The following is a 21,510-nucleotide window of genomic DNA, read 5'->3' on the forward strand; positions in this document are numbered from 1 at the left end:
CAGTAGTGAAACAAAAGTATGAATTGTGATTGATATATTTAGTGAAACATATCTTAATGTTTGACGCGAATTGGTTTTCTTTTAATGGGTTTGTTACCTATGGAATACTTCCATTTTAAAGGTCGGTGGCTTTCGGAGGTAATAGGTCCAATAAGCATCGGAAGTCCAAGTGCAGTAAAGACAACGCCAACTTCAGTGAAAGTTTGGGTAGCAATCAGTAAGATTCCAACACTAGTAAATGTTACACCATAGTAGATAATTATAGGAGTTATGATGGTGTTAAAAACCGAACGGCGTTTGATTTTGGCTATCGAATCTAATGAAATTTCATTGTTTCTAATTGAAATGGTACTGTCGTTTACAATAATAAATTTGCCAACATGCACTTTTCCATTTAGTAATTTTACTTTTATTCGTTTGTTTTCTTTTAAAAAAGTGGTTGCCGAACTGTCTTTGCGTTGCAAAATAACTCCTTTTTCTTCGGCGATACCTTGTTCTTGAGAAAATAAACGGAACGTTGTTAAAAGAAAAATAAGTAAGAAAAACTGATATTTACAAATAATGGAAGTCATATATTTTGCTGATTTTAAATCAAATATAGGAGAATTAAAATGAAAATTTAAGGTTAAACTTTTTATTAAGTAATTAGAAATTTTCTTTTATACTTTTATTAAAATTAACAACAATAGAAAACTGATGCAAACCAATACGTTCAAACGGTTTTCCAGCAGTAGAAATATTGAATCCATAATAAAAGTTTAGTATTCCGATATAACCGAGACCGATTCTAGGTGAAATTATAAAATCGTTTTTAACAAAATCTGTTTGATATTTAGCTTCCAAACCAATTGAAAGAAATACAGCAGTTATTTCGTAGCCAGCTTTTAATCCATAAATATCATTTTCAAATTCGGGTTTTAGTGTTGGAGAAGATTCTAAAGTTGTATAATAAGATTTAGTAATTGGGAAATAGTTAGTGTCTAAAAAGTAAAATTTAGAAATTCCTAGTTCTGAAAAAAATGATTTATGTACGCCTATTGCTCCTCTCAATGCAATTGATTTTTCCCAATTTTCGCTTTCGTTTTTGGATGTGTTTTGTGATAAAATACTATTTGAAAAGAATAAGCACAATGCTATGATTGAAAGTTTCATATTGTTTATTTTTTAAATTCCTTTCAAAAATAAATTGTGTTGAAACTTTGTAAGTGCGAAATAAATCGATTCAAATAAAATGGGACAAGGTTATAATTATTGTTTTCTAAACTCAACTGGAGTAATGTTGGTAAATTTTTTGAAAGCAGCATAAAAAGTGGATTTGGAATTGAAACCACATTCTAAACCAATAGATTCAATAGTATATTGTTGAAAAGTAGGATCTTTTAGGAATTCTTTGGCTTTAGCTACACGAAGTTGATTAATGTAATCGGAAAAGTTACAACCACTACCTTGGTTAATTATTTGCGAAAGTAAGCTGCTGCTAATCGAGACACTTTCAGCAAGACTTGTTAGGCTTAAAGTAGGATTTAAGTAGCAACTGGTTTCTAGAATGTAATTTTCTATTTCGGTAAATTTTTCTATCTTTTTTATTGGATCGGTTGATGGCTTGCTTGATTTTTTGTTAATGCTTTCTCTTAATTCAATACGTTGAGTAAGTAAATAGTAATGAAAAAAACCTTGATAAGCAATCCAGTACAGCAAGATGGAACTGAACAATCGTAACGGATAGTAAATGCCTATTTTAGGATTCACAACGGAATCTAAGTTGAAGATAATTGCAAACAACCAAAGCAGTAGCAGTACACTGCCAAAAAAGATAAAATTTTTGAGCCATTGGATGTTGTCAAAACTCAGTACGTAATCATACAAAGTTGTTTTCTTGAATAATAGAATAGCCGCTTTGGAAAATATAAATACTGAAAATACCGCATTGACAATCTCCTCGATTTGCGCATATTGGGCAATAAAGTAGTTTGATTCTTGATTGTAATATTTTGGAAACAACAAAAGTCTAATGGCAAGTTCGATTACAAATAAACCAATTGTAAGCGAAAAAAAGGAATACAGTTTTTTTTCGAGTTTCAGATAGTGAAGTAAAAACCAATAAAAAGAAGGAACTATTACAACGTAAAACGGAATTAATAGGTTTCTTATAAAGAAATTGGAAGAGGTAAAAATGTTGTCTATAAATGCAATTTGGAGGTTAGTTAACGATAAAAACAACACTACTGCATTCAAATACAGTAGCGATTTTTCGCGACTGCGCTTGGAAAAAGAAGTTATGATGATAAACAGAAATCCCTGAAGCACGCCTGCAATCATAAAAAAATTAAAGATGCTTTTGGCAATTTCCATTTACACTATTTAGGTTAAATCTTCGATTTGCTCTACTGCAACACCAGCTTTGTTAAGGAATTCTAATCCAGATGTATCTTTATATCCTTCTTTATAAACTACTCGTTTGATACCCGATTGGTGAATCAATTTACTACATTCTTTGCATGGCGACATCGTAATGTAGAGCGTTGCATCTTGACACGATTGGGTAGAGTTGGCCACTTTTAAAATCGCATTGGCTTCGGCATGAAGAACGTACCAATGGGTTAATCCTTCGTGGTCTTCGCAGCAGTTTTCAAATCCAGATGGTGTGCCGTTGTAGCCATCAGAAATAATCATGCGGTTGTGTACAATTATTGCGCCAACTTGCTTGCGTTTGCAGTACGAAAGTTTGCTCCATTCTGAGGCGATTCTAAGGTAAGCTTTGTCGTATTTGTTTTGTTTTTTATCGGTCATTGTAATTTGTTTTTTTGTAAATAGTTTCACAAAAATGATAACTTTCTAAGCCCTGACTTGTCTGCCTACAGGCAGGTTACAGTGATAGTTGCCAATTTTTATGGGCACTAAAACGGAAAGTAGGATTTGCAGTTGCAAATATAACTACTGATTGGCTTCTAAAAATAAAACTTGGCTTACTTTTTATCGTTTCCAGATTGGACTGTCGATAATTAACGGAATAACAACGCCAATCACGAAGGCCGACATGGTAAGGGTGAAATCGCGTTTGTTGAAGCGAAAAAGGGTTTGAAAAACAAACGAAAGTAATAAAACCACAAGTACAACTATGATTTGCGCGGCTTCAATACCTAATGCAAATTCTAATAAATTGGGTAATTTATCAATAGCTTCGCCCGAAAGTATGGTTTTGAAATAGTTTGAAAATCCCAATCCGTGAATGATTCCGAAAAATAAAGTTATGAATCCTATAAAAGTGATGCTTTCTTTTTTGGATGCTTTTCCGGCTGTAAATAGATTGTAAAAGGCAGTTATTAATATGGTAATGGGAATGATAAATTCCACTATATTGGCTTTTACTACAATAATATTGAAAACCGATAGTAGCAAAGCCAAAGTATGACCGACAGTAAAAATAGTAACTAGCAATAATATTCTTGACCAATCTTTGAACGCATACGGTACCGTTAATGCTATTAAAAAAAGTACGTGGTCGTAACCATGAATGTCTAACACGTGGTTAAGTCCGATTTTAAAAAATATCCAGAATTCTTGCATTGTATACCTGTTTAGCTTGATTTGGGTTGGTAAATTTACAATTTATTTCAGTATTTTAAAAATGTTTAGTATTGGCTTGTTCAAATTGGTTATCATGTATTAAAAAATGAAATTCTAGAATTGAGTACTTGATTTACCGGTGAAATAAATTTATATTTGCAGAATAAAAATCATAATTATGTCATTTTCAGATTTATTTGATAGCGAATTTAAAAGTAGAAATAAAAGTCATTTTTCGGCAATTGTGCGTGTGGCACTTTCTGATGGTGATTTGAGTAGTGAGGAAAAAGAGTTTTTAGATAAACTTGCGGTACGATTGGAAATATCGACTGCAGAGTATGAAGAGATTCTTGAAAATCCGAAGAAATATCCAATCAATCCGCCGTATTTGCATTCGCAACGTTTGGAGCGTTTGTATGATTTGTCTAGAATGGTGTATGTAGATCACGTTCTTGGACCAAAACAAAAAGAAGTACTTACCAAGTTTGCACTGGCGTTAGGTTTTACACCTGGAAATGTACCTTTTATTGTTGATAAAGCCTTGTCATTACTAATGTTGGGGGTAGATTCGGATACATTTGTATACGAAATGACACATATGAATAAATAATCAAATTTGTAATATAGAAAAAGGCTCGAAATTTTGATTTCGAGCCTTTTTTACTTATTCTGCTTTCATGAATTCTTCTGCTTTTTCGACCATGTTGTAGCTTCCGCAGAAAAACGGAACGCGTTGGTGCAGTTCAGTAGGTTCGATTTCCATGATTCTCGTGAAACCATCGCTAGCTTTTCCGCCTGCTTGTTCGGCAATAAAAGCCATCGGATTGCATTCGTATAATAATCTTAGTTTACCGTTGGGCGCTTTAGAACTTGTTGGATAGATATAAATGCCACCTTTGATCATGTTTCGATGAATGTCAGAAACCAAGCTTCCAATGTACCTTGATGTGTATGGTCGGTCGCCTTCTTCCAACTGACAGTATTTTAAATAATTTTTTACACCTTGCGGGAAATGAACATAATTACCCTCGTTTATAGAGTAAATAGTTCCATCTTTAGAGAATTGCATGTTAGGATGCGAAAGATAAAATGTACCGATTGCAGGATTTAGGGTAAAACCATTTACACCATGACCCGTTGTGTAAACCAACATAGTTGAAGTGCCATAGATTACATATCCAGCAGCAACTTGATGAATACCTTTTTGAAGAAAATCTTCACTTTGTACTGGAGTTCCAATTGGTGTTACTCTTCTGAAAACCGAAAAAATAGTTCCAACCGAAACGTTCACATCAATATTGGACGAACCATCCAAAGGATCCATCAAAACGACATATTTATTATTATGACTCTTATCTGAACCGGCAACGGTTATAAAATCATCGTTTTCTTCGGACGCTATACCGCATACAATTTCTCGATTGATTAATGTTTGTATAAAAACTTCATTGGCATAAACATCGAGCTTTTGTTGGTCTTCACCTTGAATGTTTTGTTCGCCTGCAGCGCCAACTATGTCAACTAAACCCGCTTTGTTTACTTTGTAATTTACCACTTTTGCGGCCAATCTGATTGAGTTGATGATGCGTGACAATTCACCTGAAGAATACTGAAAAGCATTTTGGTTTTCGATGATAAATTCACCTAATGTAGTGTTGCGTGTTTCCATTACGAAATCGTTGTAGTTAATCGTGCAAATATCGTTTTTTTTATTAAAAGAAGCTTGTTTTGAAGTACAACTTTTTAGCAAACTTATTTTATATTTGCGTTAACTTAAAACGAGCTTAAAATCATGAAAATTAATTTTAAAATAGTAAGTATTTGCCTCTTTTTTTTAGGGATTTCTACTGCAAATGCGCAAATCAATTTAGGAGAAAAAGCCCTTGGAGCTTTGCAAAATGGTGTAGCAAGTTTTACTTTCTCTAACGAAGATGCAGCCAAGTTGTCTAAAGATGCGGTACGAAAAATGGATTCAACCAATACGGTTGCAAGTGCGACTGATGGATACACAGTGCGACTAAATAGAGTATTTGGAAAACATAAAAGCGAAAATGGTTTAACGTTGAACTATAAAGTATATCTGACCAAAGATGTCAATGCATTTGCAACAGCAGATGGAAGTGTTCGAGTATATTCAGGTTTGATGGATATTATGGACGACAATCAATTGTTGGCAGTAATTGGTCATGAAATTGGTCACGTGGCTAACGAAGATACTAAAGATGCTATGAAAGCGGCATTGCGAAAAGAGGCTTTAATTGGTGCAGTTTCGTCACAATCTAATAAAATTGCAACACTTACCGACAGTCAGCTCGGTCAATTAGGAAGCGCAATGATTGATAGTAAACACAGCAGAAAACAAGAATCCGAAGCCGACGATTTCTCCTATGATTTTATGAAAAGAAACGGTTATGATGTCAATGCGGTTGCATCAGCATTCGAATTGTTAGCTTCTAAAAGTGGCGGCACTACTGCCGATTTTTTAACTAAAATGATGAGTTCGCATCCCGATCCGAAAGAGCGAGCTGAGAAAGCTAAAAAACGTGCTGAAGCCGATAAATTGTACAAACCGTATGTTCAAAAACCAATTGTAAACAAAGTTGTTGTGGCTAAAAAGGTTGTAAAAAAGAAAAAGAAATAATGATTATACGAAAGGCTACAGCCAATGATATGCCCAAAGTGCTAGAACTGATTCAAGAGTTAGCAACGTTTGAAAAAGAGCCAGAAGCTGTTGTTGTTACAGTTGAAGATTTAGTACGAGACGGATTTGGAGAGAAACCTTTGTTTTATACTTTTGTAGCGCAAGTAAATGACGAAGTGATAGGAATTGCACTCTATTACTACCGTTATTCTACTTGGAAAGGTAAAACAATTCACCTAGAAGATTTAATTGTAAAAGAATCTTCTCGTGGAACTGGCGCTGGTTTTGCTTTGTATTCTGAAATCATAAAGCAAGGAAAACGTGACAATGTAAGAAGAATTGAGTGGAATGTTCTTGATTGGAATACACCAGCCATCGATTTTTATAAAAAAACAGGCGCCAAAATTCTTGCTGATTGGGATGTGGTTCAAATGGATGAACACGGAATTAACGAATTTTTAAAAAATAGATAAGTAACAAAATGAAAGTATTCAAATTTGGTGGTGCATCGGTAAAAGATGCCGATGGTATTAAAAATGTATTACAGGTTTTAAAAACAGTTGGTCATGATGAGGTTTTGATGGTAATTTCGGCAATGGGAAAAACAACCAACGCTTTGGAAGTTGTGATTAAAAACTATTTTGATAAATCCAACGAATTGCATTCTTCTATTCAAGAAGTAAAGAAATACCACAATCAAATTTTAATGGAGCTTTTTGAAGACGAAAATCACGATGTGTTTTTTGCTGTGAACAGCCATTTTGCCGATTTAGAATATTTTATTCGCAGTAATAAGTCGCCTAATTATAATTTCGTTTACGATCAAGTTGTAAGTTACGGTGAGCTAATTTCTACCACAATTGTAAGTCACTATTTCAACTCACAAGGATTACAGAATACTTGGTTAGATGTTCGAAATTATATCAAAACCGATACTACCTATCGCGATGCAATTGTTGATTGGGAAGCTACACAAAAATTAATTTCTAAAAATGTCAAAAAGAAAACAGTTACCATTACTCAAGGATTTTTAGGATCTGATGATAATAGTTTTACGACAACATTAGGAAGAGAAGGATCCGATTATACTGCGGCAATTTTTGCTTATTGTTTGAATGCCGAAAGTGTTACTATCTGGAAAGATGTACCTGGTGTGATGAATGCCGATCCAAGATTTTTTGAAAATGCCATCTTATTAAATCAGATTTCTTATCGCGAAGCTATTGAACTTGCTTTTTATGGCGCTACGGTAATACATCCCAAAACCTTACAACCGTTACAGAAAAAAGAAATTCCGTTGTTTGTAAAATCATTTATCAATCCATTACTACCAGGAACTAGTGTTTCTAAAGGTCAAGATTTGGAACCGCAAGCATCGTGTTTTATCGTAAAGAAGAATCAATTGTTAATTTCACTTTCCTCTATTGATTTTTCGTTTATCATGGAAGAAAATATCAGTGAAATCTTCAGCTTGTTTCATCAGTATAAAATGAAAGTTAGTTTGATTCAAAATTCTGCCATCAGTTTTTCAGTTTGTATTGAAGATAAATTCGGAAATTTTAACGAGTTAAAGACATTACTTTCAAAGAAATTTAAAGTTTCTTATAATGAAAATGTAACGTTGTATACCATCCGACATTTTGATGAGCATGCAGCGAAAATGGTAGAAAGTGATAAAGAAGTTTTGTTAAAACAAATTTCTCGCGAAACGATGCAAGTTGTAACTAAAGATTAGATTCTCAGGGATTCTACACAAATTAAAATTTTATTAAAATTGATAATTCACGAAGGGTTTATTCGTTAATTTGTTAAAAATTATTACACATGCTTTTTCGTCTTATCTTCTTATTTATTTTAATTGCAATCATAGAAACATATGCTTTTCAAGCGGTAAAAACATTTACAAAAGTACGATGGGTATTGGTTGGTTATATCGTGATTTCTGCTTTAGCCATTGCCTTTATTTTTTATGAATTTACAAAGTTTGATAGAACTATTGGTCAAACCAAAATGACGATGCTCACAATGGGTTTGTTGATTTTAGTGCTTGTACCGAAACTGATTTTGACAATTTTCATGGCGCTTGAGGATATTTTTAGATTAGTTGTTGGGACTAAAAACTACTTTAATAATTACGATAGTAACGCCGATTTTTTGCCCAATAGAAGAAAGTTTGTTTCGCAAATAGCCCTTGGTATTGCAGCGGTTCCTTTTCTTTCTTTGGTGTACGGAATGACCAAAGGAAAGTATAATTATAAAGTATTAAAACAAACTATTTTTTTTCCAGATTTGCCCGACGAATTTGACGGATTTACCATCACTCAAATATCAGATGTACATAGCGGAAGTTTCGATAATCCAGAAAAAATTAATTTCGCAATAGATTTAGTAAATCAGCAAAATTCGGATATGATTTTGTTTACAGGAGATATAGTAAATACTCATGCCAAAGAAATGCATCCTTGGATTGAAACATTCAATCGAATTCAGAAACATGAATATGGAAAATTTTCGGTATTAGGAAATCACGATTATGGCGAGTATGTTGATTGGCCAAGTCCCGAAATTAAAGAAGAAAATTTCCAAGGTATTAAACAATTGTATGGCGACATTGGATTTAAATTACTTCTAAACGAAAGTGTAAAAATCAAAAAAGGAACTTCTGAAATTGCATTAGTAGGAGTTGAAAATTGGGGTCATAATTTTAAAAAAGCAGGCGATATTAATCTGGCTTCACAAAACGTATCTAAAGAAGATTTTAAGATTTTGATGAGTCACGATCCAAGTCATTGGGAATATGAAATTAAAAACCATCCTAAACATTTTCATTTAACGCTTTCGGGACATACACACGGTTTTCAATTTGGTATTGAAATTCCAGGAATTATAAAGTGGAGTCCAGTAGAATATGTTTACAAACAATGGGCTGGATTGTATGAAAATCTCGGACGATATGTATATGTAAATCGGGGTTTTGGATTTCATGCTTATCCGGGTAGAGTAGGTATTTGGCCAGAAATTACAGTTATTGAACTCAAGAAAAATAAAACCGTCGTATGATAATGCTTGTTAATTTTTAAAAAGCATTTAGTTGAACCATATGTAAATTCTTATAAACAAAATATTTAACTGTTAATATTTTAAATATCGTAAAATTTTAACATTTACATAGTGTTTTGTACGAGTAAATAATTTTATGTTTGTCGTTATAGATTCCCAAATCTATTTCTAAACAAACGCTACTATGAAAAAAACTACTCGTAAGTTATCCTTATGGATGACGGCATTTTTGTTGTGCTTAGTATCTTCCTATGCACAAGTTGGAATCGGAACTTTAACTCCAAATCCGAGTTCCATGTTGGATATAAGTTCAACAAATAAAGGATTATTAACACCTAGAATGACAACAGCTGAGCGAACGGCTATTGCATCACCAGCTGATGGACTCATTGTGTATGACACTACGTTAAAGTACTTTTATCATTACAACACAGCTACTTCTACTTGGGTAAGAATCAGTAGCGATGTGAATGGAAGATTAAAGTTTAAGCGAATTAAATCTTCAGACGATTTAGCAGTAACCTTGGCGGCTGAGAAAACGGCCGGAGGTGGAACTAAATATCTATTGGATGCCACAACTTTGTATGAAATTAACGGAACTATAAATGTTGATTTACCTATCGATTTAAATAATGCTTACATCATTGGCTTGGATGCTAATCAAGACAAATTGGTAAAAGCAAGTGGAAATTTATTTGAAGGTGCCAATGGCGGTGGTATAAAAAATATCAGTATACAAGTTACAAGCGGATCTGTTTTTAATTTAAGTGGAAATGCGGCGCAATCCTTGCTTTTTAGAGATTCAGTAGTCGATTCGTGTTCAAACGTTGGGACAATATCTGGATTTGGATTGGTCTTTTTTGCCATCATACAATATGTTAATAATACCAATGGGGTAACGTACAATAATATTACAAGATTATTATTGAGCAACACAGCTTGGTTTGGTAATAATGCTGGAACATTTGAGAAATATACAGGTAATTTTTCTTTAATTCAAAAACAAGGTGGTTTCTGCGAAGTTAATGGTACTGCAATTGGAGTAGATGTTTCTAGCAATCCAACAATTTCAGGAGATGCTGTTATGGAGACAGTAGTTTTTACTGGAACTATAAGTACAGGAATGTATGTTAAAGGATATACAACAGGAAATTTTACAGGTTATAATTTCAACAACTTTTGGAATGTAAGATGTTCTGGAATTCCTAACGAAACCGATGCCAATGCAGTCGGTGAATTTTCAGTAGATTATGCAGTTGGAAGTGGTGCTGCAACTTCTTTCAATACCAGTAATCCTAGTAATATTGTGAAAGTGCAAGGTGTTTCTTCATCGAGCAATTTATTTCGATTTTCAATAGATGGAGTTTCAAATAGATTAAAATATTTAGGAAAAAAGAAACGTTATTTTCAGGTGAATGGTTCTATATCATTTCAAGTTCCTAATGCGGGTACTTATATCATTTATATAGCCAAGAATGGTACGGTAGTTTCTCAAAACAAAATATACGGAAGAGGCTTAGCTGCCAATGACATCATTGTTTTGCCATTAAATGCAGTTTTAGAATTGAACATGAATGACTATGTTGAAGTCTATGCGCAACGGTTTGCTGGCGGGATTTTGGACTCTATTATCACGCCAAATATGACTTTAATTGTGAAGTAAGTAGTATTTTAAAAAACACATTATCAACAAAAAGATAATGTGTTTTTTAGTTTTTAATAACATTGGAGAAAAAAAATACTAGGTTATTTTATTAAAAATAATAATTTTATCCATAATTTGTTATAAAATACTACATTTGTATATTAATGTTTCTTTTTAAAAATTGAAAAGATTATAAATATTTTGGTTTTATGTCAAAATTTGGAGAACTTATAAGTGCTCAAGTTCCAGTCTTAATAGACTTTTATACCGATTGGAACGAGTCGTCTGTATCGATGCATCCTGTAATTAGAGATGTGGCTGCAGCACTTGGTGATAAAGCAAAAGTAATTAAAATTGATGTTGATAAAAATCAAGAACTAGCCGATGCGCTTCGGATTAAAGGTTTGCCAACTTTAATGATTTATAAAGAAGGTCAAATGGTGTGGAGACAATCTGGTGAGTTGGATGCCAATACAATTATTGGTTTGGTTCAAGAGCTTGTTTAATCTAAAGCTTCAAAAACAAATTTTCTTTTTTTTAATTCTTCTAAAACTCTAGGTAACGTAAACTCTAGGTTTTGGAATGCTTTTTTGCTGTCGTGAAATACGATAATACTCCCTGAAGTTACATTTTTCAAAACATTCTCTAAACAATCTTCTTTTGAAATAGCAGCATCAAAATCGTAACTTATAATATCCCACATGATGATTTTATAGCCTAGCTTTCTTAAAATTCTAGATTGTGACGGCTTGATTTTTCCGTATGGCGGTCGGAATAAATTTGTTGCTAATGGGTTTTGTATTGAAAAAGTCGTTTGCTCATCGCTATTTGAATTAAATTCTAAATTATAGGTTTCTGATAATTGATTTTCACAGGCTAAAGTATTGTTTATATAGGAGTTGGAAGTAGTTTTCCACCCATTTAAATGATTGAAAGTGTGGTTGCCAATAGCATGATTTGCTGCTTTTATCTTTAAAAAAACTTCAGGATATTTTTTAACATTATCACCTATACAAAAAAATGTGGCTTTGGCATTATGTGTTTTTAATTGGTCTAAAACCCATTCGGTTATTTCAGGAATTGGTCCGTCGTCAAAAGTTAAAAAAACTTTGTTCTGAGTATTCGGAATGCTCCAAATATAATTTGGAAAAAGTCTTTTTATAATCCAATGCGGTTTTGTCCAGTTGGTATTCATTTTTCAAATGTAAAAAAAATGTGTCAAAAGAAATTCTTCTGACACATTTGTATTTTAATTAAGCCGTTATTTATTCGAATAATCTATCGTAAGAATCGAATGTAGCTTTGCTTTTATTATAAAAATCAATATCTCCATTGTCTTTCATGATTTTTAATAAATTTTCGTAACGGTACAAATCGGTCATTATTTCTGAACGTAAATAATATTGTTCTGACGGTTTGAACGATTTATAGTACGTAAGGTGTTCTTTGTACTTATTCATTAACTGGGTGAGCAATTTTTGAGCCTTTTCTTTTTCTCCCAATTTGTACCATCCATCAGCAAATGGATCGATAGTAGAATAATATTGGTAATAATCAATTGGCATTTTGTCTAAAGCAAGATTTATTATGTTTCTAGCTTTGTCTTTTTTACCTTCGTTCAGTAAAGCATACATTAAACGAGACAGGTTGTTTCTGCTAGAAATACTATTTTTTCTAGTTTCAGGATCGTGGTAAATTTTGGTACTTTCACCATTGCCCCAATCCCATTTCATTACGGTAGTGTACATTTTGTCGGCGTCAATTTGTCCCATATCAGGATAATCTTCTTCGTTGTATTTGGTTTTTACAGGGACTAATTTGTATACCGATCCTTCTAGTTCTAAATAATCTTTCATCCAAAGATAATCATCATCACCAAAACTTCCTGGACTAAAATAGGTTGGTCTTTTCCAATCGTTATTAGCCAAGATATCCAACATTATTAAACGATTTTTATACAATGCACCGCCTTTAATATCGATATCAATATACGGAACGATAGAGTCATAAAACTTTTCGCTTACAGCTTTGTTTGCAATGATGACATTTTTGTCAACAGGAACTCTAATTTTGCTTGTAGGTACAAAGTGTAATTTGATACCACTTTGCATTTCGACAAGATTTTCTTCTTTATCGCTTTTGGCAAAATTTAAAAAGTCTTTGATATTCCATCGGTTTTCAGTTAATTCACGTATCAAGATTCCATCACGTTTGTCGCCCACATATTGGCTGTGATCAAATGAAATAGGCAAACCATCCGATTTGTAGGTTTTCATTTTCATACCATCAATATACCAATCGGTCATTAACAAACTGGTACAACATAATTTTACATCGGTTCTGTAACCTTCAATTTCTTGAGCATACCAAAGCGGAAATGTGTCGTTATCACCAATGGTATATAAAATTCCGTTGGGTTCGCAAGAATCTAAATATTGTTTTGCCATAGCAATAGCAGTGTATTTTCCAGAACGATCGTGATCATCCCAGTTTTGAAACGCCATAACACTTGGAACCGCTAGTAATGTTGCTATTAAAACTATTGGGCCAGAAATTTTAGGTGCTAGTTTTTCTTTTACCATTTCGTAAACAGCATATACTCCGAATCCGATCCAAATGGCAAATACGTAAAATGATCCAACCAAAGCATAATCTCTTTCTCTAGGTTCAAAGGGACGTTCGTTTAGGTATATTTTTAAGGCCAATCCGGTAAATAAGAACAAGGCCAAAAGCACATAAAAGCTTTTTAAATCGCGTTGTGCATGGTACATAATACCTATTAATCCAAATAGGAAAGGTAAGAAAAAGTAAAAGTTTCTTCCTTTGTTGTTTAAAACATCTGATGGTAAATTTTCTTGTGACCCAAGATGCAATTCGTCAATAAATTTTATGCCACTCATCCAATTGCCATCAAGATTGTCGTAGCGTCCTTGAAGGTCATTTTGTCTTCCAACAAAGTTCCATAGCAAATACCTTCCGTACATGTATCCGAACTGATATTCTACCATAAAACTCAAATTGTCCCAAGTAGATGGTTTTTCTATATTCAAATATTCACCAAATTTTTTAAGGAACGCAACGTAACCACTTGTATCAATCTTCTTAGCAGCATACGCGTCTCTAAATTGGGCTACAATGTCAGTCAATTCCTTCTCTTCAGCATATTCAGGTTTGATTGTAAATTTAGGTAATTCAGAAAAGTTGATGTATCCTTCGATATTTTCTGTACTCCACATTCTTGGTAAAAACGCTTTGTGTGCATCGTCGGTATTTTGTTCGGCTTTGATATAATTATTTACAATTACATATTTACCGGTAGTGTAGTCTCTTTCATAGTTAGGCGCTTTGTCCAAATAAGGATTGTCTGGATCTAATCCTGCAAAAGCGTCGGTAAATTGCGGACCATAAAACAACGGATTAACACCATATTGTTCACGATTGTAATAAGCTAAAACTTCGGCTGCATCAGACGGCTTATTTTCGTTTATTGGGGTATTTGCGTTGGCACGAATGGGTAGCATCATCCAAGTTGAAAATCCTATCAATACAAATAAGATACACAGCAAAACGGTATTGTAAAATGGATGTCCTTTCTCGCGCGTATACTTCAAGCTGAAGTAAAAGAATGCAATAATTACTAAAAGAGCAAAAATACTACCTGAATCAAAAGGTAAGCCCAAACTGTTTACCATAAATATTTCGGTTTTACCAAAAAATGATAAAGTATAAGGTAATAGTAATTTAAAAATAAATAACAAAACTGCAATGATTACAACATTCGCAATGATGAAGCTTTTAATTGTAATTTTTTTATAATTTTTGAAATAATATAAAAATCCAATAGAAGGAATTGTTAGCAAGGCCATGAAATGTACCCCAAAAGATAATCCTACAACCAAACTTATAAGAAGTAACCAACGATTGCCTTTAGGTTCGTGCATTTCTTGTTCCCAACGCAAACCTAACCAAAGTAATAATGCAATTAATAAAGTAGCCATAGCATAAACTTCGGCTTCAACAGCATTAAACCAAAAACTATCCGAAAACGTGAAAGCTAAAGCGCCAATAAATGAACTTCCTAAGATCATTAAAGTATTGTCTTTGTCGGTATCGGTGTATGAAGCAACTAATTTCTTAAGTATAATTGTAGACGACCAAAATAAAAATAGAATGGTGAAGGCGCTTGAAAAAACCGACATCATGTTTACCATCAATGCAACGTTTTGATTGCTAGTAGCAAACATTGCAAAAAAAGCGCCAAGCATTTGAAATAGTGGTGCGCCTGGTGGATGCCCGATTTGCAGTTTAGCTGCTGTGGCAATGTATTCTCCACAATCCCAAAAACTCATAGTTGGTTCAACAGTAAGTGAGTACGTGAGTAGTGCAATGGCAAATACAAGCCATCCTAAAATAGTATTCCACTTTTTAAAGTCTATTGTTTTCATAGTATTGGATGAGGTTTATTTAACTGCAAAGAAACTATTTTTTTGTGTAAACAAGCATTGGTTAACAAAATTTTTAATTTCAATGTTTTCATAACTACAAATGATTCAGTTTAGTATGCTAAATAGAAACGATTACTTTTTTTTAAATTCATTTTTTTTAAATAAAAACTCGAAAAATATTTGCTTAGAATAAAATATATTATAAATTTGCACCCGCAATCAAGAGCAAATTCGTTTTATTCTAGTAGTAAAATTTATTTTTTGATTACTAATTGGTCTATGGTGTAATGGTAACACAACTGTTTTTGGTGCAGTCTTTCTAGGTTCGAGTCCTAGTAGACCAACGTTAAAATCCCAACTGAAAAGTTGGGATTTTTTGTTTTTATCTATTTTGCTATTTATTTAAACTATTCAAATTACTTATTTAAATAAACAAATCCCAACGGTTACGTTGAGATTTTCAGTTGTTATTCTAAAGAAATAAGTACTTATATTTTAAAAGTTATCACAGCTCGGTTGGCATGATTTACTAAATCTTCACTTATGCTTCCGTTAAAAAAATGTGATAATCCTTTTCTACCATGGGTACACATACCAATTAAATCGGCATCAATGCTGTCAGAAAAATTCAAAATTCCTTTCTCTACATTGGTTTCATTGTAAATGTGTGTTTGAATCTTATTTACATTAAAGTTTGAGATGAAAGAATCCATATTGCCTTGAGCGGCAGCTGTAGATTTAAAATTATTTGGCGTGTTTATGGTAACTAAGTGTATCGTTGAATCGAATTTATTGGCAAATTCGACCACTTTTTCAAATGGTTTTTTAATTTCGTCAGAGAAGTTAGAAGCAAAAACAAAATCATTTACTTCAAAATTTTCTTCTTCTTTTTTGATTATTAATACCGGAATTTCTGAGTTTCTAACTACTTTTTCAGCATTAGAACCAATAAACATTTCTTTAAATCCGCTTGCACCATGCGATCCCATAACAATTAAATCAACATCGTTTTTCTTACTGATATTCAAGATGCCGTCAAATGCTAATTCAAATTGAACAATTTCTGAAACTTTTAATCCGTCAAGATATTCCTCGTCCATCAAGTCTTCAAGTCTTTTAATCGCGGCATTCTTGAAAAACATAATTTCTGGAATATCATGTCCAGCTCCAACAGCGTCACTGCCTTCGTGTGGAAGTTCTAGCATGTGAAGTAAAATAATTTCGCCATTATTTTTTTTAGCAATTTGGGCAGCAACTTTTAACGCATATTCTGCGTGGTCTGAAAAGTCGGTTGGGATTAGAATTTTTTTCATGATTATGTAAGATAATGTTTATAAATTAGTTTGAATATCAATTATAAAGGTAAGAAAAATATCCCATGAGAATGATTTTTTTAATTACAAAAATTTTTATATATTTGCACCATTATTTAATAAGAATGAATAATGAGGCACGCACTGCGTGCCTCTTTTTATAAAAAATATGACATTTAAAGACCAAGTAGTTCAACATTTAAATGATGCTTTAGTAGAAAAGCCAGAAATTTTTCTGATAGACATATCAATTTCAGATAGTTACAAAATTGTTGTAACTTTGGACGGTGATAATGGAATTATTTTGCAAGATTGTATTGATATTAGTCGAGCAATTGAAAGTAAAATTGATAGGGAAGAAGTTGATTATGCACTTGAAGTTGCATCAGTTGGAATAGGTTCGCCATTAAAATTAGTGCGTCAGTACATAAAAAATATTGGAAGAACGTTAATCGTTAAAACTAATTCTGAAACTATTGAAGCAGAACTAGTAGATGCAAATGAAGAGTTTATCGTTTTATCTTGGGAAACAAGAGAACCGAAAAAAATAGGAAAAGGTAAGGAAACAGTTCAGAAAAGACAGGAAATTCCATATACCGATATAAAAGAAGCAGTTGTTACAATAAATTTTAATTAAGAAAGAATAATGGAGAATATTGCATTAATCGACTCGTTCTCAGAGTTTAAAGATGATAAACTTATAGACAGAGTAACGCTTATGGCGATTTTAGAAGATGTTTTTAGAAATGCTTTAAAAAAGAAGTACGGTTCTGACGACAACTTTGATATTATCATAAATCCTGATAAAGGTGATATGGAAATTTGGCAAAGAAGAATTGTAGTTGCTGATGATGATTTAGATTTAGAGCATTTAGAAATTACACTTTCTGATGCAAGAAAAATAGAACCTGATTTTGAAATCGGTGAAGAAGTTTCAGAAGAAGTAAAATTAATTGATTTAGGAAGAAGAGCAATTTTGGCTTTACGTCAGAACCTTATTTCTAAAATACACGAGCACGATAATACGAATTTGTACAAGCAATTTAAAGATATTATCGGTGAAATCTACACTGCCGAAGTACACCACGTTCGTCCAAGAGTTGTAATTTTGGTTGATGACGAAGGAAATGAAATAGTGTTGCCAAAAGAAAAACAAATTCCATCTGACTTTTTCCGTAAAGGAGATAATGTGAAGGGAATTATAGAAAGTGTTGAATTGAAAGGGAATAAACCTCAAATTATTATGTCTAGAACTTCTGAGAAGTTTTTAGAGAAATTATTTGAACAAGAAATTCCTGAAGTTTTCGACGGTTTAATCATGATTAAAAAAGTAGTAAGAATTCCTGGTGAAAAAGCAAAAGTAGCTGTAGATTCTTATGATGATCGAATTGATCCAGTTGGAGCTTGTGTTGGTATGAAAGGTTCTAGAATTCATGGAATAGTGCGTGAGTTAGGAAACGAAAATATTGATGTAATCAACTACACAACAAATGCTTCTTTATTAATAACAAGAGCATTGAGTCCAGCAAAAGTTTCTTCTGTTAAAATTAATGAAGAGACGATGCATGCCGAAGTTTTCTTAAAATTAGAAGAAGTATCTAAAGCGATCGGTCGTGGCGGACAGAATATTAAATTAGCTGGTCAATTATCAGGTTACGAACTTGACGTAATTAGAGAAGGAAGTCCAGTAGAAGAAGACGATGTTGAGTTGACAGAGTTTTCAGATGTTATTGAGTCATGGGTTATTGCAGAATTTGCAAAAATTGGATTGGATACTGCAAGAAGTATCTTAAAACAAGATGTAGCAGACTTAGCAAGAAGAACCGACTTAGAAGAAGAAACAATTCAAGAAGTAATGAATATTTTGAAAGAAGAGTTTGAAGACTAATTTCTTTCATAAAGCAACACAACAATAAAAGGTTATTTAAAAAGATTTTATGTCTGAAGAAAGAGTTATTAGAATAAACAAAGTTTTAAGAGAATTAAACATCTCGTTAGAAAGAGCAATAGATCATCTCAAGGAAAAAGGAATTTCTATTGAGTCGAATCCGAATGCAAAGATTTCTGACAAAGAGTTTAATATTCTGCAAAGTCAGTTTGCTGGCGACAAAGGAAACAAAGAAGCTTCCAAAGGAGTTGGTGAAGAGATTAAAAAAGAAAAAGAAGCACTACGTCTTGAAAGAGAGAAAGAAATCGAAGACAAACGCAAGTTAGAAGAAGAGCGTCAACGTTTGGAAGTTATTAAAGCACGTGCTGTTGTAACTGGTCCAAAACAAGTTGGTACTATTGATTTAAACCCAAAAGCTTCTGCAGCTAATAACGTTGTTGAAAAACCAGTACAAGCAAAACCTGCTGAAACCAAACCAGTAGAGCCAATTGCTGTTGAAAAACCAAAAGTAGAAGACAAGCCTGTCGCAAAACCAGAGCCTGTTGCTGAAAAATTAGAAGTTGCTACAACTACTGATTCAGATAAAAAAGAAGTTGAAAAACCTGTTGCTATTCAAAAACCAGTTGTTATTGCTCAAGAAAAACCAGTTGAAAAAACAGCAGATGCTGCTGCAGAAACACCTGCTGTTGATGAAACATACTCAACACAATATCATAAACTATCTGGAGCTACTTTAACAGGTCAAGTAATTGATTTATCTCAATTCAACAAACCTAAGAAAACTACTCCACCAAAAATCAACAGTGCAAACAAAGTTGATCCAAATAAAAACAAACGTAAAAGAATTCCACCAAAACCAGGCGAAACCCGTCCAGGAACTCCAGGTGGAAATGCTGGTGGTCCAAGACCTCCAGGTCAAGGAGGACAAGGTGCAAACAAATTTGGACCTAATAAACCAGGCGGTGGCGGAGGCTTCCAGAAAGGCGGTCGTCCGGCTATTGTTCAGAAAGTTGAGCCAACCGAAGAAGAGGTTAAAAATCAAATTAAAGAAACTTTAGAAAGACTGCAAGGAAAAGGGTCAAAATCTAAAGCTGCAAAATATAGAAGAGATAAAAGAGATACGCACCGTCAACGTTCAGATGATGAACAACGCGCATTAGATGAAGGTAACAAAACTATTAAAGTTACCGAGTTTGTAACTGTTGGTGAAGTTGCAACTATGATGGATGTACCAGTTACCAAAGTTATTGGAACCTGTATGTCATTAGGTATCATGGTAACGATGAATCAGCGTTTGGATGCAGAAACGTTAACTATTGTTGCAGATGAATTTGGATATGAAGTAGAATTTATTACTACCGATATTGAAGATGCTATCGAAATAGTTGAAGATAGAGAAGAAGATTTAGTAACCAGAGCACCAATTGTTACCGTAATGGGACACGTTGACCACGGTAAAACGTCGTTACTTGATTACATTCGTAAAGAAAATGTTATTGCAGGAGAATCTGGAGGAATTACACAGCATATTGGTGCTTACGGAGTAACACTAGATGGAGGACAAAAAATTACGTTCTTAGATACTCCTGGTCACGAAGCGTTTACCGCAATGCGTGCACGTGGAGCTCAAGTTACTGATATTGCAATTATTGTAATAGCTGCCGATGACGATATCATGCCACAAACTAAAGAGGCTATTGCGCATGCTCAAGCCGCTAATGTTCCAATGATTTTTGCCATCAATAAGGTGGATAAGCCGAATGCAAATCCGGAGAAAATCAAAGAACGATTAGCATCTATGAATTTGCTTGTTGAAGATTGGGGTGGAAAATATCAATCACATGATATATCCTCTAAAGTTGGAACAGGTGTAAAAGAATTATTAGAAAAAGTATTGCTTGAAGCTGAAATTTTAGATTTAAAAGCAAATCCAAATAAACCAGCTGTAGGAACTGTTGTAGAAGCGCAACTTGATAAAGGTAGAGGTTATATTTCTACAATTTTAGTTCAATCTGGAACATTAAAAATCGGTGATTACGTTCTAGCTGGTAAAAATCACGGTAAGGTTAAAGCGATGCATGATGAAAGAGGTCATAATGTTCTATCTGCTGGACCATCTACACCAATTTCTATTTTAGGATTGGATGGTGCATCAACCGCTGGAGATAAGTTTAACGTATTTGAAGACGAAAGAGAAGCCAAACAAATTGCTGCCAAACGTACTCAATTAATGCGTGAGCAATCAGAAAGAACACAACGAAGAGTTTCTCTTGCAGAAATTGGACGTCGTATTGCGCTTGGTCAATTTAAAGAGCTTAATATTATCCTTAAAGGAGACGTTGATGGTTCTGTAGAAGCACTTTCTAACTCATTTACGAAATTATCAACAGAAGAAATTCAAATCAATATTATACATAAAGGTGTTGGAGCAATTACAGAAACTGACGTAATGTTGGCTTCTGCATCTGATGCCATCATCATCGGATTTAATGTTCGTCCTGCTGGAAATGCACGTCAATTGGCAGATAAAGAAGAAATCGATATCAGAAACTATTCTATTATATACGATGCTATTGATGACTTGAAAGATGCAATGGAAGGAATGCTTTCTCCAGAAATGAAAGAAGAAATTACCGGTACAGCCGAAATTCGCGAAACGTTTAAAATCTCTAAGGTTGGTACAATCGCTGGATGTATGGTTACAGATGGTAAAATCTTCAGAAATTCAAAAATCCGCTTAATCCGAGAAGGTGTAGTAATTTTTACAGGAGAACTTACGGCATTAAAACGATTTAAAGATGATGTTAAAGATGTTTCTAAAGGGTATGATTGTGGTATTCAAATTAAAAACTACAACGACATTGAACAACTAGATATAATTGAGGCTTACCAAGAAGTTATGGTTAAGAAGAAATTGAAATAATCAACAAAAAATCCCGAAGTAATTCGGG

At 33.4% G+C, this 21,510-nt stretch carries 19 protein-coding genes and 1 tRNA gene; 11 read left to right on the forward strand and 9 right to left on the reverse strand.

Features of this window, described 5'->3' with window-relative positions; genetic code table 11:
- Window positions 1-53: 53 nt before the first annotated feature.
- The 5 genes from ACZ098_RS08660 to ACZ098_RS08680 all read right to left on the reverse strand — a co-directional run bounded on the left by ACZ098_RS08660 (window position 54) and on the right by ACZ098_RS08680 (window position 3,588).
- Window positions 54-572, reverse strand: a complete 519-nt coding sequence (locus ACZ098_RS08660; protein WP_487311360.1) for a hypothetical protein — start codon at window positions 570-572, stop codon at window positions 54-56.
- A 73-nt stretch (window positions 573-645) separates the two neighbouring features.
- The gene (locus ACZ098_RS08665) at window positions 646-1,152 is read right to left on the reverse strand and encodes a hypothetical protein (RefSeq protein ID WP_487311361.1); all 507 of its coding nucleotides are present in this window, start codon (window positions 1,150-1,152) and stop codon (window positions 646-648) included.
- 96 nt (window positions 1,153-1,248) lie between these two features.
- The gene (locus tag ACZ098_RS08670; RefSeq protein WP_487311362.1) at window positions 1,249-2,352 is read right to left on the reverse strand and encodes a helix-turn-helix domain-containing protein; all 1,104 of its coding nucleotides are present in this window, start codon (window positions 2,350-2,352) and stop codon (window positions 1,249-1,251) included.
- Window positions 2,353-2,361: 9 nt separating this feature from the next.
- Window positions 2,362-2,790, reverse strand: coding sequence for a deoxycytidylate deaminase (locus ACZ098_RS08675; RefSeq protein WP_487311363.1), 429 nt, complete (start codon window positions 2,788-2,790; stop codon window positions 2,362-2,364).
- A 183-nt stretch (window positions 2,791-2,973) separates the two neighbouring features.
- Window positions 2,974-3,588: a HupE/UreJ family protein gene (locus ACZ098_RS08680; protein ID WP_487311528.1), complete on the reverse strand. Its 615-nt coding sequence runs from the start codon at window positions 3,586-3,588 to the stop codon at window positions 2,974-2,976.
- A 157-nt stretch (window positions 3,589-3,745) separates the two neighbouring features.
- Here ACZ098_RS08680 and ACZ098_RS08685 point away from each other — a divergent pair, with 157 nt between their 5' ends.
- The gene (locus ACZ098_RS08685; protein WP_487311364.1) at window positions 3,746-4,177 is read left to right on the forward strand and encodes a tellurite resistance TerB family protein; all 432 of its coding nucleotides are present in this window, start codon (window positions 3,746-3,748) and stop codon (window positions 4,175-4,177) included.
- 54 nt (window positions 4,178-4,231) lie between these two features.
- Here ACZ098_RS08685 and fbp read toward each other — a convergent pair whose 3' ends face one another.
- Entirely contained in the window at window positions 4,232-5,236 is a 1,005-nt protein-coding gene (gene fbp / locus ACZ098_RS08690) for a class 1 fructose-bisphosphatase (RefSeq protein WP_487311365.1), read from the reverse strand.
- A 123-nt stretch (window positions 5,237-5,359) separates the two neighbouring features.
- Between fbp and ACZ098_RS08695 the strand changes: the two genes are divergently transcribed.
- From ACZ098_RS08695 to ACZ098_RS08720, 6 genes are all read left to right on the forward strand, one after another.
- On the forward strand, window positions 5,360-6,208 hold the full coding sequence (locus ACZ098_RS08695; RefSeq protein ID WP_487311366.1) for a M48 family metallopeptidase: 849 nt from the start codon (window positions 5,360-5,362) through the stop codon (window positions 6,206-6,208).
- Window positions 6,208-6,681: an N-acetyltransferase family protein gene (locus ACZ098_RS08700; RefSeq protein WP_487311367.1), complete on the forward strand. Its 474-nt coding sequence runs from the start codon at window positions 6,208-6,210 to the stop codon at window positions 6,679-6,681. The genes ACZ098_RS08695 and ACZ098_RS08700 overlap by 1 nt, the downstream gene beginning before the upstream one ends.
- Window positions 6,682-6,689: 8 nt before the next feature.
- A complete protein-coding gene (locus tag ACZ098_RS08705; protein WP_487311368.1) occupies window positions 6,690-7,943 on the forward strand; it encodes an aspartate kinase in 1,254 nt (417 codons plus the stop codon).
- 89 nt (window positions 7,944-8,032) lie between these two features.
- Window positions 8,033-9,268 (forward strand): metallophosphoesterase, encoded by a 1,236-nt coding sequence (locus tag ACZ098_RS08710; protein ID WP_487311369.1) that lies wholly within the window; start codon window positions 8,033-8,035, stop codon window positions 9,266-9,268.
- A gap of 184 nt (window positions 9,269-9,452) precedes the next feature.
- Window positions 9,453-10,931, forward strand: a complete 1,479-nt coding sequence (locus ACZ098_RS08715; RefSeq protein WP_487311370.1) for a hypothetical protein — start codon at window positions 9,453-9,455, stop codon at window positions 10,929-10,931.
- A gap of 191 nt (window positions 10,932-11,122) precedes the next feature.
- Window positions 11,123-11,419, forward strand: a complete 297-nt coding sequence (locus ACZ098_RS08720) for a thioredoxin family protein (RefSeq protein WP_487311371.1) — start codon at window positions 11,123-11,125, stop codon at window positions 11,417-11,419.
- On the opposite strand, the gene ACZ098_RS08725 is transcribed toward ACZ098_RS08720, so the two are convergent.
- Together ACZ098_RS08725 and ACZ098_RS08730 are read right to left on the reverse strand one after the other, a co-directional pair.
- Window positions 11,416-12,108: a polysaccharide deacetylase family protein gene (locus ACZ098_RS08725; protein WP_487311372.1), complete on the reverse strand. Its 693-nt coding sequence runs from the start codon at window positions 12,106-12,108 to the stop codon at window positions 11,416-11,418. The two genes, ACZ098_RS08720 and ACZ098_RS08725, sit on opposite strands and share 4 nt — an antisense overlap.
- A gap of 70 nt (window positions 12,109-12,178) precedes the next feature.
- Window positions 12,179-15,358: a glycosyltransferase family 117 protein gene (locus tag ACZ098_RS08730; protein ID WP_487311373.1), complete on the reverse strand. Its 3,180-nt coding sequence runs from the start codon at window positions 15,356-15,358 to the stop codon at window positions 12,179-12,181.
- A gap of 273 nt (window positions 15,359-15,631) precedes the next feature.
- Between ACZ098_RS08730 and ACZ098_RS08735 the strand changes: the two genes are divergently transcribed.
- A tRNA-Gln gene (locus ACZ098_RS08735) sits at window positions 15,632-15,702 on the forward strand.
- 144 nt (window positions 15,703-15,846) lie between these two features.
- Here ACZ098_RS08735 and ACZ098_RS08740 read toward each other — a convergent pair.
- The gene (locus tag ACZ098_RS08740; protein ID WP_487311374.1) at window positions 15,847-16,671 is read right to left on the reverse strand and encodes a universal stress protein; all 825 of its coding nucleotides are present in this window, start codon (window positions 16,669-16,671) and stop codon (window positions 15,847-15,849) included.
- Between the two features lie 169 nt (window positions 16,672-16,840).
- Here ACZ098_RS08740 and rimP point away from each other — a divergent pair, with 169 nt between their 5' ends.
- The 3 genes from rimP to infB are packed head-to-tail and all read left to right on the forward strand — an operon-like array spanning window position 16,841 to window position 21,482.
- Window positions 16,841-17,308: a ribosome assembly cofactor RimP gene (rimP, locus tag ACZ098_RS08745; RefSeq protein ID WP_487311375.1), complete on the forward strand. Its 468-nt coding sequence runs from the start codon at window positions 16,841-16,843 to the stop codon at window positions 17,306-17,308.
- 9 nt (window positions 17,309-17,317) lie between these two features.
- The gene (gene nusA / locus ACZ098_RS08750) at window positions 17,318-18,559 is read left to right on the forward strand and encodes a transcription termination factor NusA (protein ID WP_487311376.1); all 1,242 of its coding nucleotides are present in this window, start codon (window positions 17,318-17,320) and stop codon (window positions 18,557-18,559) included.
- Window positions 18,560-18,608: 49 nt separating this feature from the next.
- Entirely contained in the window at window positions 18,609-21,482 is a 2,874-nt protein-coding gene (gene infB, locus ACZ098_RS08755; RefSeq protein ID WP_487311377.1) for a translation initiation factor IF-2, read from the forward strand.
- The last annotated feature ends 28 nt before the right edge of the window (window positions 21,483-21,510 follow it).

It is taken from the genome of Flavobacterium sp. SP2 (assembly GCF_057626655.1).